The sequence below is a fragment of the Erwinia rhapontici genome (genome assembly GCF_012271765.1).
GTDB lineage: Bacteria > Pseudomonadota > Gammaproteobacteria > Enterobacterales > Enterobacteriaceae > Erwinia > Erwinia rhapontici.
In genome coordinates, this window is sequence record NZ_VRKO01000016.1 from 551,086 (window position 1) to 564,239 (window position 13,154).

11 protein-coding genes are annotated in these 13,154 nt (G+C 55.0%); 10 read left to right on the forward strand and 1 reads right to left on the reverse strand.

Going from position 1 to position 13,154, the window contains the following annotated elements:
* Positions 1–2 precede the first annotated feature (2 nt).
* The 10 genes from FVB43_RS19530 (at position 3) to FVB43_RS19575 (ending at position 11,598) form a co-directional block, all read left to right on the forward strand.
* Positions 3–800: a GolD/DthD family dehydrogenase gene (locus tag FVB43_RS19530; protein ID WP_167864585.1), complete on the forward strand. Its 798-nt coding sequence runs from the start codon at positions 3–5 to the stop codon at positions 798–800.
* A gap of 148 nt (positions 801–948) precedes the next feature.
* On the forward strand, positions 949–1,884 hold the full coding sequence (locus tag FVB43_RS19535; RefSeq protein ID WP_133845369.1) for a D-ribose ABC transporter substrate-binding protein: 936 nt from the start codon (positions 949–951) through the stop codon (positions 1,882–1,884).
* 56 nt (positions 1,885–1,940) lie between these two features.
* Positions 1,941–2,552 (forward strand): DUF2291 family protein, encoded by a 612-nt coding sequence (locus FVB43_RS19540; protein WP_133845367.1) that lies wholly within the window; start codon positions 1,941–1,943, stop codon positions 2,550–2,552.
* A 10-nt stretch (positions 2,553–2,562) separates the two neighbouring features.
* A complete protein-coding gene (locus FVB43_RS19545) occupies positions 2,563–4,113 on the forward strand; it encodes a sugar ABC transporter ATP-binding protein (RefSeq protein WP_374760127.1) in 1,551 nt (516 codons plus the stop codon).
* A 20-nt stretch (positions 4,114–4,133) separates the two neighbouring features.
* Complete coding sequence (locus FVB43_RS19550; RefSeq protein ID WP_133845363.1) at positions 4,134–5,201, forward strand: ABC transporter permease; 1,068 nt, start codon at positions 4,134–4,136, stop codon at positions 5,199–5,201.
* Positions 5,194–6,699, forward strand: coding sequence for an FGGY family carbohydrate kinase (locus tag FVB43_RS19555; protein WP_159337230.1), 1,506 nt, complete (start codon positions 5,194–5,196; stop codon positions 6,697–6,699). Before FVB43_RS19550 ends, FVB43_RS19555 begins: the two co-directional genes overlap by 8 nt.
* Positions 6,700–7,094: 395 nt before the next feature.
* The gene (locus FVB43_RS19560; protein ID WP_133845358.1) at positions 7,095–7,892 is read left to right on the forward strand and encodes an SDR family oxidoreductase; all 798 of its coding nucleotides are present in this window, start codon (positions 7,095–7,097) and stop codon (positions 7,890–7,892) included.
* Positions 7,893–8,073: 181 nt separating this feature from the next.
* The gene (gene lpxO, locus FVB43_RS19565; RefSeq protein ID WP_167864586.1) at positions 8,074–8,976 is read left to right on the forward strand and encodes a lipid A hydroxylase LpxO; all 903 of its coding nucleotides are present in this window, start codon (positions 8,074–8,076) and stop codon (positions 8,974–8,976) included.
* Positions 8,977–9,103: 127 nt separating this feature from the next.
* Positions 9,104–10,546, forward strand: coding sequence for a YchO/YchP family invasin (locus FVB43_RS19570; protein WP_133845354.1), 1,443 nt, complete (start codon positions 9,104–9,106; stop codon positions 10,544–10,546).
* 146 nt (positions 10,547–10,692) lie between these two features.
* Positions 10,693–11,598 (forward strand): bestrophin family protein, encoded by a 906-nt coding sequence (locus tag FVB43_RS19575; RefSeq protein WP_133845352.1) that lies wholly within the window; start codon positions 10,693–10,695, stop codon positions 11,596–11,598.
* Positions 11,599–11,798: 200 nt separating this feature from the next.
* Here the strand turns inward: FVB43_RS19575 and FVB43_RS19580 are convergent, their stop codons facing one another.
* Positions 11,799–12,866: a porin gene (locus FVB43_RS19580; protein WP_159337228.1), complete on the reverse strand. Its 1,068-nt coding sequence runs from the start codon at positions 12,864–12,866 to the stop codon at positions 11,799–11,801.
* Positions 12,867–13,154 lie beyond the last annotated feature (288 nt).

The following is a 13,154-nucleotide window of genomic DNA, read 5'->3' on the forward strand; positions in this document are numbered from 1 at the left end:
AAATGAGTAACGAATATGACGTCAATCTGCGCTACGGCGTAGATATCAACGGGGATCTCAGTGGCAAGGTGGCCGTGGTCACCGGGGGGCTGGGGGGGATTGCGATGGCCAGCAATCAGATGCTGCTGGAGAAAGGCGCGAAGCTGGCACTGCTCTATCCGGCGTTTGAACAGAGCAAAGTGGCGGATGTTGCCGGGCAGTTCGCAGCCGATCGCGTCCAGTTTGTTCAGTGCGATGTCACTGACCCGGACTCTGTGGAGCAGGCAATAGCACAGGTTGAAGCGCACTATGGCCAGATCGATATTCTGGTGAACTGTGCGGGCTACGTGATGTTGCAGCCGGTACTGGAAACGGAATTTGCCGAGTGGCAGAAGCAGGTGGCAGTCAATCTGACCGGGCCATTCCTCTGTTCTCAGGCGGTGGCAAAACGCATGGTGAAAGCGGGTAAAGGCGGAAAGATCATCAATATTGCCTCGCAGGCGGCATCCATCGCCATCGATAACCATGTGGCCTATACCTCGGCGAAAGCCGGGCTGTTGGGGATGACCAAAGTGATGGCGAAAGAGTTTGCGCCCCACAAAATTAACGTGAATACCCTGTCGCCTACCGTGGTGCTGACGCCAATGGGCGAGAAAGCCTGGCGTGGGGAGAAAGGGGAGGCGATGAAGCAACTGATCCCAATGGGACGTTTTGCCTACACGGACGAAATTGCCGCCGCCGTGCTGTTTTTTGCCAGCAACGGTAGCGACATGATCACAGGCGCAGACCTGATGATCGATGGCGGTTTCACTATTTGGTAATACCGATTACTGCGCCAACACCAGAGAATTCGAGATGTTATCCCGACTGTCGGTCGTTGCAGCAAGGCGGTAAGTAAACGCAACTGCGGCATCCGATACCAAGGTTAAAAAGCTGTACCTACACATAACAACATAAGAGAACATCAAAATGAAAATGCGTTTAACTCTGTTAGCTCTAGCGACCGCCTGCTCCTTCTCTCATGCCGTTACTGCCGCAGAGAAAGGCACCATCATGATCCTCGTTAACTCGCTGGATAACCCGTACTACGCCTCTGAGGCCAAAGGGGCCAACCTGAAGGCCCAGGAACTGGGTTACAAAACCACCGTGCTGTCCCACGGTGAAGATGTGAAAAAACAAAGCGAACTGATTGATGCCGCCATCGGTAAAAAAGTGCAGGGCATTATCCTCGATAACGCTGACTCCACCGCCAGCGTTGCCGCCATCAAAAAAGCCAAAGATGCCGGTATTCCTGTGGTGTTGATTAACCGTGAAATCCCGGTTGATGACGTCGCGCTGGAGCAGATCACCCACAACAACTTCCAGGCGGGTTCCGATGTGGCGAACGTTTTCGTTGAGAAGATGGGCGAGAAAGGCACCTATGCCGAACTGACCTGTAACCTGGCCGACAACAACTGCGTCACCCGTTCGAAATCCTTCCACCAGGTACTGGATCAGTACCCGGATATGAAAAGTGTGGCGAAGCAGGATGCGAAAGGCACCCTGATCGACGGTAAGCGCATTATGGACAGCATTCTCCAGGCGCACCCGGATGTAAAAGGGGTGATCTGTGGTAACGGTCCGGTGGCGCTGGGGGCCATTGCTGCCCTGAAAGCGGCCGGTCGTAGTGATGTGATTGTGGTGGGTATTGATGGCAGCAACGACGAACGTGATGCGGTCAAAGCCGGCACGCTGAAAGCCACCGTGATGTTGCAGGCGCAGGCGATCGCCGCGCAGGGCGTCACCGATATCGACAATTTCCTGCAGAAAGGCACCAAACCCGAGAAACAGCGCGTGATGTTCCGCGGCATCCTGATCAACCAGGACAACGCAGACAAAGTGCAGGACTTCAATTTCAAATCCTGAGTTAACGCTTCATAAGATGTGACTGCGCCCCCTGTGGGGGCGCAAAGGAGAGAATTATGTCCAGGCGAGTCTGGCTGGCAATGGCCACTTTAGCCCTCGGGGGCTGCCGTATTGTGTCACAGCAGGAGCTGGCCGATTTAAAAAATCCGCCCAACCCCGCGATGGCAAATGTCACCGCCACGTATCAGCAAAAAATCGTGCCACAAATTGTCAGCGAGGCAAAACCGCTCGACGAACTGATGAAGTCGCTGGCCACAGCAAAAGATTTTGATGCGGCCTGTAAACAGTGGGGATACCGCAGTCAGGATGAGAACCCGTGTGTGTTCAGCATCAAAATTCAGGGCACGGTTACTGAGGTGAATACCACCTCACGCAGTGGAAAAATGACCATTAAAGACGTCAGCGGACAGCAGGTCGTGGTGCAGATTGGCCCGATTATTCGCGGTACCGCGCTGCGCGACGCTTATAAGGGGGTCAGCTATCAGGACTTCAACGATCAGGTGCTGTTTGGTGATTATGGTAAGGCGATCAATAACCTGGCGTCAGATGAGGTGAAAAAGCTGCAACCGAAAGTCGGTGAAAGCGTTGAGGTTGATGGGGTCTTCAGCAGTTGGGATGTGCCGCAAACACCACCGGATGTCACCCCGGCTCACGTGGTACGCAAGTAGAGGGCTCATGATGGCTGAATATCAAATCGACCCGCTGTTATCGCCGGATCAGCTGCCTGAAGTGGTGATTGAAACGCGTGATGTGTCGCGTATCTATCCTGGCGTGACCGCGCTGGACCAGGTGAACTACCGCGTGTATCGCAACAAGGTCAACGTATTAATCGGTGAGAACGGTGCCGGTAAATCCACCATGATGAAAATGCTGGCCGGAGTGGAGGTGCCGTCCTCCGGGCAGATTTTTCTCGACGGAGAACCCGTGTCGCTGCACTCGACCCAGCAGGCTGAGAAGCACGGGATCAGTATCATTTTTCAGGAACTGAATCTGTTCCCGAATATGAATGTGATGGACAACATCTTTATCGGTAATGAGTTTTTCCAGCGCGGCCGGATTAACGAAAAATATCAGTACCAGCTGGCGAAAGCCCTGCTGGAACGGCTGGAGCTGGATGTGGACCCTTATGCGCCGCTCGGTGAGCTGGGCATCGGTCACCAGCAGCTGGTGGAAATTGCGCGTGCACTGTCGAAAGACACCCGGGTACTGATTATGGATGAACCGACCTCGGCGCTCAGCCAGTCGGAAGTCAAAGTCCTGTTTAACGTGATTGCGGCGCTGAAGCGGCGTGGCGTCACCATTATCTATATCTCGCACCGTCTGGAAGAGCTGATGGAGATCGGCGATCACATCACCATCTTCCGTGACGGGCGTTTTATCAGCGAACGTGATGTGCGCGATGCCAGCGTGCCGTGGATCATCGCCCAGATGGTAGGCGATAAGAAAAAGCAGTTCGACTATGCCGCCGCAACGCAGGGAGAGGTGGTGCTGGACGTCAGCGGACTCACCGCGCTGCGTCAGGATGGTGGCTACAAGCTGAACGATGTGACGTTCTCACTGCGGAAAGGTGAAGTGGTGGGCATTTACGGCCTGCTGGGCGCCGGGCGTACCGAGCTGTTTAAAGGTCTGATAGGACTGATGGGCTGCCAGAGCGGCCGCGTGGTGTTGAACGGCGAAGTACTGGACAAGCGTGATTTTCAGTACCGATTGAAAAAGGGCATCGCGCTGGTGCCGGAAGATCGTAAAGGCGAGGGGATGATCGGCATGATGTCGATCAAAACCAATATGACCTTGAGCGATCTCAGTCTGCGCGGCTTTCGTCGGGCGCTGGGGCTGTTGCGTCCGCAGCAGGAGAGCGAAAAGGTGAACGACATGGTGCAACGCCTGGCGATCAAGGTCAGCGATACCGATCTGCCCATCACCTCTCTGAGCGGCGGTAATCAGCAAAAAGTGGTGCTGGGCAAGGCACTGATGACCGGCCCGGAAGTGGTGCTGCTGGATGAACCGACGCGGGGGATTGATGTCGGTGCCAAAACCGATGTGTATCAACTGATCGGCAAAATGGCCCAGGAGGGGCTGGCCGTGATGTTTTCGTCCTCGGAACTGGATGAGGTGATGGCGCTGGCCGACCGCATTTTGGTGATGGCGGATGGGCGTATTACCGCTGACCTGCTGCGTGCTGATGCCACGCGCGAAACGTTAATCACTGCGTCGACACCGCACGAATAAGCGGGCTTGAGGAAGAAAAAATGAATCAAAAATATCTGCTGTATATGTACCTGCTGAAAGCCAGAACGTTTATTGCCTTGCTGATTGTGGTGGGCTTTTTCAGTGTGATGGTGCCGAACTTCCTGACCCTGTCCAATGTGCTGATTATGACGCAGCACGTGGCGATCACCGGCCTGCTGGCGATTGGCATGACGCTGGTGATTCTGACGGGCGGGATTGACCTCTCCGTTGGGGCGGTGGCGGGCATTTGTGGAATGGTGGCCGGGGCGCTGCTGACCAGCGGTGTCCCTCTCTGGGGCGGACAGGTGTTGTTTCTTAACGTCCCGGAAGTGATCCTCGCGGTGGCGTTGTTCGGGGTGGTGCTGGGGTTGATCAACGGTACGGTGATCACCCGTCTTGGCGTCGCGCCCTTTATCTGTACGCTCGGCATGATGTATATCGCCCGCGGCGCGGCGCTGCTGTTTAACGACGGCAGCACCTACGCCAACCTGGTTGGCGTGCCGCAGTTGGGCAATACCGGGTTTTCACTGCTTGGTTCGGGCAGCTTCCTTGGCGTCTACTTTCCGATCTGGCTGATGATCGGTTTCCTGCTGATTGGGCTGTATATCACGCGTAAAACCCCGCTGGGCCGCTATATCTATGCGGCGGGTGGCAATGAATCTGCCGCCCGTCTGGCCGGTGTGCCGATTATCAAAGTGAAAGTCTTTGTCTACGCCTTTTCCGGTCTGTGTGCCGCGCTGGTCGGGCTGGTGGTGGCGTCGCAGCTGCAAACTGCGCATCCGATGACCGGGAATATGTTTGAGATGGATGCCATTGGGGCCACGGTGCTTGGTGGTACGGCACTGGCCGGGGGACGCGGACGTGTGTCCGGATCGATCATCGGTGCCTTTGTGATTGTCTTCCTGGCCGATGGCATGGTGATGATGGGCGTCAGCGATTTCTGGCAGATGGTGATCAAAGGGCTGGTGATTGTCACCGCCGTTGTCATCGACCAGTTCCAGCAGAAGCTGCAAAGCAAAGTGGTGTTGATGCGTCGCCATGAAAAAAAGCAGGCGGCCGCGCCGCTCTCTGAGGTCAGCCATGGCTAGAGAACTGATTGTTGCGCTGGATGAAGGGACCAGCAATGTGAAAGCGGTGGCGATTGATGCTCGCGGTGAAGTGGTGGCAAAAGCGTCCCGCCCGCTCACGGTTGCCACGCCGCAGCCGGGCTGGGTTGAACAGGATGGACTCACGCTGCTTAACGCATCGCTGACGGTGCTGCGCGAAGTGCTCAACACCGTGGGCGAAAATCGGGTGGCGGCACTGGCCATCAGCAATCAGCGCGAGACGGCCATCGGCTGGGAGCGCCACAGTGGTCGCCCTATTGGGCCTGCGCTGACCTGGCAGTGTTCACGCTCAGGTGTCTTCTGCGATCGGCTCAAACGCGATAATCAGGAGGGGCTGATCCGTGCCATTACCGGGTTACCGGTGGCACCGCTGTTTTCAGCATCGAAAATGCGCTGGCTGCTGGATAACACGCCGGAGGGGCATTCGCGTGCCGACAGCGGCGAGATTTGCCTCGGTACCATCGATGCCTGGCTGCTATGGAACCTGAGCGGCGGGCAGCAGTTCCGCTGCGATACCTCGAATGCATCACGTACCCAGCTGTTAAATCTGCACAGCGGCGGCTGGGATGAATCGATGCTGGCGCTGTTTGGCATCCCGCGTGCCGCGCTGCCGGAAATTTGCCCCTCAGGTAGCCTGTTTGGCGTGACCCTCGGTCTGGCCGGTATTCCCGATGGGCTGCCCATCATGGCCATGGTCGGGGATTCCCATGCCGCATTGTACGGTCACGGACTGGGGGCACCGGGCGGGGTGAAAGCCACCTATGGCACCGGATCGTCGGTGATGGCACCTCTGGGCCAGGCGGATACCAGTATCACCTCGCTGGCAACCACCGTGGCCTGGCATGATGGCCAGCGGCTGGTTTACGGTCTTGAAGGCAATATTCCTCATACCGGGGACGGCGTGGCGTGGATGGCGCAGGCGACCGGACTGACCGATGGTAAAGGTCTGGTGCTGAGCCGCGCGCTACATGAGCTGCCCGCCAGTATCGATTCGACTCTCGGCGTCTATTTTGTTCCGGCGCTGACCGGAACCGGCGCTCCCTGGTGGGATGACCAGGCGCGCGGCGTGATTTGTGGGCTCAGCCGGGGCGTAACGCCAGCACATTTGATCCGTGCGTCACTGGAAGCGATTGCCTACCAGATTGCCGATGTGATTGAGGCCATGCGCCTTCACCCGGGATTCCGTCTGGAGACACTGATGGTGGATGGTGGCCCCACGCAAAATCCGTGGCTGATGCAGTTTCAGGCTGATCTGTTGGGTTGCCCGGTGGCCCGCAGCAGTACGCCAGAGCTGTCGGCGCTCGGTGCCGGGCTACTGGCACGACGGACGCTCGGCCAGCTTAATGACGAACAACTGCTGGCGCTGATACCAGAACATGATCTCTGGCAGCCCGATCCGGGCCGCCATGAACGTTGCCAACAGAGCTGGCTGGGCTGGCAGGATGCGGTGAAACGTACCCTGTGGCAGCCGTCGCGTTAACTGCCGTGCAGTGTGGTTTGGTCGGGCGAGGCATGCCTCGCCCCTACAACACAGAAGGCTGTTACGGCCAGGTACCGATTTCCGTAGGGGTCAGGCATGCCTGCCTGCCCCTACAACACAGAATGGCGTCACAGCTTTGTATCGAATTCCGTAGGGGTCAGGCACGCCTGCCCGGCCCTACAACACAGAATGGCGTCACAGCTTTGTATCGAATTCCGTAGGGGTCAGGCATGCCTGACCCGCCCCTACAACACAGAATGGCGTCACAGCTTTGTACCGAATTCCGTAGGGGTCAGGCACGCCTGACCCGCCCCTACAACACAGAATGGCGTCACAGCTTTGTACCGAATTCCGTAGGGGTCAGGCATGCCTGACCCGTCATAAAGGAGCAACAGATGAAACGTAATTTCAGTAATAAAACCGTGGTGATCACGGGAGCATGTCGCGGTATTGGGGCGGGTATTGCCGAACGTTTTGCCAGAGACGGTGCAAACCTGGTGATGGTCTCCAACGCCGAGCGCGTGTTTGAAACCGCTGATCGGATAAAAGCCGCCTGGGGCAGTGAGATTCTGGCATTGCAGGTGGATGTCACCGATGAAGAGCAGGTGCAGGGGTTGTATCGCCAGGCTGCGGAACGTTTCGGGACGATTGACGTGTCGATCCAGAACGCCGGAGTGATCACCATCGACACGTTCGACAAAATGCCCAAAGCTGACTTCGATAAAATCCTTGCGGTGAATACCACGGGCGTCTGGCTTTGCTGCCGCGAAGCCGCGAAGTATATGGTGAAACAGCAGTCCGGTAGCCTGATCAATACATCGTCAGGGCAGGGGCGTCAGGGCTTTATCTATACGCCGCATTATGCCGCCAGCAAGATGGGAGTGATCGGGATTACGCAGAGCCTGTCACAGGAGCTGGCACCGTGGAATATCACCGTCAACGCGTTTTGTCCCGGCATTATCGAAAGCGAAATGTGGGATTACAATGACCGCGTATGGGGTGAAATCCTTAGTACCGACAGTAAAAAATATGGCAAAGGCGAGCTGATGGCGGAATGGGTGCAGGGTATTCCGTTAAAACGCGCGGGGCAGCCGGACGATGTTGCCGGGCTGGTGGCTTTCCTCGCCTCTGATGATGCACGCTATATTACCGGGCAGACGATCAACGTCGACGGTGGTCTGATTATGTCCTGATGCGTTGCGGTGGCCGATTTTGTTCCATTCGTGCCACCGTCATTCTGCTCCGCCGAAAAGTCTTTATACTCTCTCCGGTCATGCACTACCCGGCGAAAAGTCGTCTTCGCCTGCCTGACACATGCTGACATTTATCTACGGGATCACAGGATGATCCCGGTCACCTGACGAGTAGAGCAACATGAAATACTTCATTTTATTGATGTGGATAATTACCGTACTGTATGTGCACTGGAGAGGGAAGGTTCGTTACGGCTTCTGGCGTCAGCTGGCTGACCATTCTACCTTTGTCGCTCCCCTTAACTGTTTTATGTATCTGTTTTCCCGCATTCCCACCACGCCCTTTCTTTCACCTCATCACTTCCCCGAGCTTGCTGAGCTGCGTGACAACTGGCAGTCGATTCGTGACGAAGGCGAGGCGCTGCTGGCGTCAGAGCAGATTAAAGCCTCGGACCGCTATAACGATGCCGGGTTTAACTCGTTTTTTAGAACCGGTTGGAAACGCTTTTATCTGAAATGGTATGACGAGGCACATCCCTCTGCGATGTCTCTCTGCCCGCGTACCACCGCGCTGTTGCGCGGTATTCCATCGATCAAAGCCGCCATGTTTGCCTCACTCCCGGACGGCAGCCGCCTGCCGCGCCACCGCGATCCGTATGCCGGATCGCTGCGCTACCACCTTGGCTTGATCACCCCGAATGATGACCGCTGCTTTATTGAAGTGGATGGTGAACGTTACAGCTGGCGTGACGGCGAGGGTGTGGTGTTTGATGAAACCTATATTCACTATGCTGAGAATCACAGCGGGCAGCCTCGATTGATCCTGTTTTGCGATATTGAGCGGCCGATGATCTGGCGCTGGACGCAGGCAGTGAATCACTGGCTTGGCCGTCATCTGGTGGGGGCGGCTGCGGCCCCCAATAATAACGGTGACCGTACCGGGGGCATTAACCGGGTGTTCAAATATCTCTATGCGGTGCGCAAGGTCGGGAAACGCCTGAAGGCGTGGAATAAGCCGATATATTATGTGATCAAATGGCTGCTGTTCGGTGGTATCGCTGTCTTGATCTGGCGAGCACTGTAAGTTTTGGGCGGTCCTTCGCGCGGGCCGCCCGATTTTCGCGTTGGGAAGGGATTCTGTGCTAAGGTTAGTTGTATGATTTTGTGAACAAACTCACACTCGCGCAGATAAAAAATATTGCTTTGAGCTTATGATTCTATTTAGTCGTTATTTGTCCCACGTTTCCAGCCTGATGTTTTCCCTTGCCGTGATCGGCCTGCCGATCACGGCGGCACGCGCTTTTGATGAGTCCACACGCGTACCCGATGCTCCCTTTGATGATCCCGGTCGTTTCCGGCAGATGCAGCAACAGCTGCCGGGTATGGGTATCACCGATCATGATAACGGGCTGGCACAGAAAATCGCTGAGGCGGCAAAAAGCATCGGTGAAGCCAGCATGAACAACGACAGTGATAAATCGCTGCGTGAGGAAGCCGGTCAGTGGGCGTTTAATCAGTTCCGTACTGCCGCCAGCGAGCGTGCCGCCAGTGAAGGTGAACTGCTTCTGTCACCTTATGGCCGCGCCAGCGTGTCGCTGGCCGTAGATGATGCCGGGAGTTTTAATGGCACCTCCGCTCAGTTGATGACGCCGTGGCAGGACAATTATCAGTATCTGACTTTCAGCCAGTTAGGGGTGGAGCAAACGGAATATGGCACTGTAGGCAACGCCGGGCTGGGCCAGCGTTGGATCGCCGGGAGCTGGCGTGTGGGGTATAACGCGTTCGTTGACGATGTGCTCACTACCCACCAGCAGCGCGGTTCTCTGGGGGCAGAAGCCTGGGGAGAGTATCTGCGTTTTTCCGCCAATTATTATCATCCGCTATCGGGCTGGCGTAATCACAACAGCACAACACAGATGCGGATGGCGCGCGGTTATGACATCACTACACAGGGGTATCTGCCCTTTTACCGCCAGTTAGGGGTTAGCCTGAGTTACGAGCAGTATCTCGGCAATCATATCGATCTGTTTAACAGTGGCAATGCAACGGCAAACCCGACGGCGGTTTCCCTGGGCGTTAATTACACGCCAGTGCCGCTGTTTACCCTCTCTGCCAGCCATAAAGAGGGCGATGGTGGAGAGTCACAGGACCAGTTTGCGTTGAAGATGAATTACCGCATTGGTGTGGCGCTGAGCCAGCAGCTTTCGGCCAGCAATGTCGCGGCGGCGAAGTCGTTAAGCGGGAGCCGTTACGATCAGGTTAACCGCAATAATTCCCCGGTGATGGAGTTCCGCCAGCGTAAAACGCTGTCAGTCTTCCTCGCCACGCCACCGTGGCAGGTGCAGCCGGGTGAAACACTGGCGCTGAAATTACAGGTTCGTAACAGCAATGCGATTAAAGCGGTGAGCTGGCAGGGGGATACGCAGGCATTGAGCCTGACACCTCCGGCAGATAATGCGAGCCCTAACGGCTGGAGTATTATCGCTCCGGCGTGGGACAGCAGCGAAGGGGCCAGCAATGAATATCATCTGTCGGTCACGCTGGAAGACAGTAAGCAGCAGCGCGTGACTTCTAACTGGATCACGCTAAAACTGGCGCAACCCGTCACGTTACAGCCTGCGGATACCGGGAGTTTCGACCTGATGTCCCCTTGAATACAGGGGATTCTGCTATCGGCTGAAAACGTGATTTTTGTCAATACACTGTCTCGAAATATATGTGACTAAAGTCACAAAAAACCACTTCTCAGGCGCGGGAATTTTCTGCACAATCTGCGAAAAATCTCACTCGCCTGCACATCATGATCATCCGTCCTAATAGTCACTGGTTTATCCGCCTGTTCGCCTGGCACGGTTCGGTATTACCCGGAATCTGGTTCCGCTTAACGCTTAATCTGCTGATGTCCCTGATCGCTATTTTCTGTCTCGACTGGTATGAAACGCTGGGTATCAAGCTGACGCTGGCACCGTTCAGCCTGCTGGGGGTTTCCATTGCGGTATTTTTGGGTTTCCGTAACAGCGTCTGCTTTGGCCGCTTTATTGAAGCGCGTATGTTCTGGGGCAATCTGCTGATTGCCTGCCGCACGTTACAACGTCTGGCACTGGCGATTTCGCCCGCTGATGCGCCGCGTGTCACATCGTTGCTGCTGGCGTTCTCTTATAGCCTCAAGCATCAGTTGCGCCACAGTGATGCCCGTGAGGATCTGCGTCGTTACCTCGGGGATGAAGCGGATGAAGTGCTGAAACGTCGTTCGCCGACCAATTTCATTGAGCTGCAACTGTCGCAGTGGCTGGCCGACCAGCGCCGCCGCGGTAACCTGTCCGACATTCTCTATATGCATATGGACAGCAATATTAATCAGCTGTCACAGGTGCTGGGCGGATGTGAGCGTCTGGCGAGTATGCCCGTGCCGTTTGCCTATGGTTTGCTGCTGCACAGAACGGTATATCTGTTCTGTACGCTGTTGCCGTTTGCGCTGGTGCCGGACTTACACTACATGACGCCGCTGGTATCGGTGTTTATTGCTTATACCTTCCTGTCGCTGGACACGCTGGCGGAAGAGCTGGAGATGCCGTTTGGTTTTGCCAACAACCATCTGCCGCTGGATGCGATGTGCACCAATATTGAGATTAATCTGCGGGAAATGAATCTGGAAGAAGAATTGCCGGATACGCCACGACCGGACTGCCGTTATCGGTTGACGTGAGGGATTTGCTGGCGGGTGGGTCGGCTTCAGGTATGGGGTCAGTTTGAGCACGCCGGATTGGCAAAAAACACCTCCTTGCGTGCCTCGGCTCGCGGCATCCCTGCCGCGTGACGTCCGGCTTACCTCAAACTGGCTTCATCACCGCAAGAGCGTGCCCGCTGTCAGTGTTAAACCCTGCCTGTTTTGGTCCGATTTCCCCATCAGAACTGATAGTTCAGACCCACACCCGCCACATCATCATCCGCCAGCGCTAACGGATTGTTATCCTTCAGCAGATTGAATTTGTACTCGGCATAGACCAGGAAGTTTTTGTTGAAGTAGTAGTTCGCACCCGCAGAGGCATATTTAACGATATCGGCATCACCCACGTTCTCAATGTCTTTACCACGTGAGCTGACATACGCCAGAGAAGGGCGGAAACCATTCAGGAACTGATACTGGGCGATAGCTTCAAAATTCACCGCCTTGTTGGCAAAGCCACCCGTAATTGGCGTGGCGTTGTGCGTGTTACCGTACATCGCGGCCAGGTAAATCTGGTTAGCATCATATTTGATTGCCGTTGCCCAGTGCTCTGCGCGATCACCTTTACCGAAGGTGGCATTGTTTTGTGTTCCGGTACGGCCCAGGTTGGCATAGCTGCCGACAATGCCGAAACCAGAATCGGCCGTCCAACTGACCGATGTGGCGTAACCATCGCCATTTGAACGACGCACGGCGTTGCCGTCGGTACGTTCATTTTTACCCTGGTACTGTACCGCAACGTTCAGACCGTCGACCAGACCGAAGAAATTCGTATTACGCCAGGTCGCGACACCGGTAGCACGGGTTGAGAGGAACACATCGGCATAACCGGAATCACCGCCGAATTTAGGCAGCATATCGGTCCAGGCCAGCGCATCGTACACCAGGCCATAGTTACGACCGTAGTCGAATGAACCCCATTTACCGTACTTCAGGCCGGCGAAACCAAGGCGGGTTTTATCGCCGCTTAATGCATCCGACCCTTCAGATTTGTTCAGCTGGAAGTTGTACTGCCATTGCCCATAACCCGTTAACTCATCGCTGATCTTGGTTTCACCTTTGAAACCGAAGCGCGCATAAGACACGTCACCATCGTTATTGATGTCATCCGAGAACAGGTGCCCGACGTTGATCTTGCCGTTCAGGTCCAGTTTATTGCCATCTTTATTGTAGATTTCGGCAGCCTGGGCCGCAGTGGAAGCCAGTAATGCAGATACCGTTAAAGCCAGAAAAGAATGCTTCATCATTAAATAATCCCTGTTCTTAAAATTTATAATGTTTTGTCAAATCGTGCGGAATGGAAAATGACACAGATAAGTGTGTCATAAAAACCAAATATTTGTAACAAAATGTAATATCAGCTTTTAGCCCAGATAAATGAAAACCAGTGCAATGCATTTTCATTTTTACTTCTGTCTGTATTTTATACGGACACTCTCGCCCTGCGTATGATTTATTTAATTTATTTTATTTTAAATCAATAGTTTACAGTTATTTTAACTATAGGGTTTCTTTATGTCTGGATAATTTTATCT

Coding starts and splice junctions, on each gene's coding strand:
- FVB43_RS19530 (WP_167864585.1), top strand. CDS start 3: ATGAGTAACGAATATGACGTCAATCTGCGCTACGGCGTAGATATCAAC.
- FVB43_RS19535 (WP_133845369.1), top strand. CDS start 949: ATGAAAATGCGTTTAACTCTGTTAGCTCTAGCGACCGCCTGCTCCTTC.
- FVB43_RS19540 (WP_133845367.1), top strand. CDS start 1,941: ATGTCCAGGCGAGTCTGGCTGGCAATGGCCACTTTAGCCCTCGGGGGC.
- FVB43_RS19545 (WP_374760127.1), top strand. CDS start 2,563: ATGGCTGAATATCAAATCGACCCGCTGTTATCGCCGGATCAGCTGCCT.
- FVB43_RS19550 (WP_133845363.1), top strand. CDS start 4,134: ATGAATCAAAAATATCTGCTGTATATGTACCTGCTGAAAGCCAGAACG.
- FVB43_RS19555 (WP_159337230.1), top strand. CDS start 5,194: ATGGCTAGAGAACTGATTGTTGCGCTGGATGAAGGGACCAGCAATGTG.
- FVB43_RS19560 (WP_133845358.1), top strand. CDS start 7,095: ATGAAACGTAATTTCAGTAATAAAACCGTGGTGATCACGGGAGCATGT.
- lpxO (WP_167864586.1), top strand. CDS start 8,074: ATGAAATACTTCATTTTATTGATGTGGATAATTACCGTACTGTATGTG.
- FVB43_RS19570 (WP_133845354.1), top strand. CDS start 9,104: ATGATTCTATTTAGTCGTTATTTGTCCCACGTTTCCAGCCTGATGTTT.
- FVB43_RS19575 (WP_133845352.1), top strand. CDS start 10,693: ATGATCATCCGTCCTAATAGTCACTGGTTTATCCGCCTGTTCGCCTGG.
- FVB43_RS19580 (WP_159337228.1), bottom strand. CDS start 12,866: ATGATGAAGCATTCTTTTCTGGCTTTAACGGTATCTGCATTACTGGCT.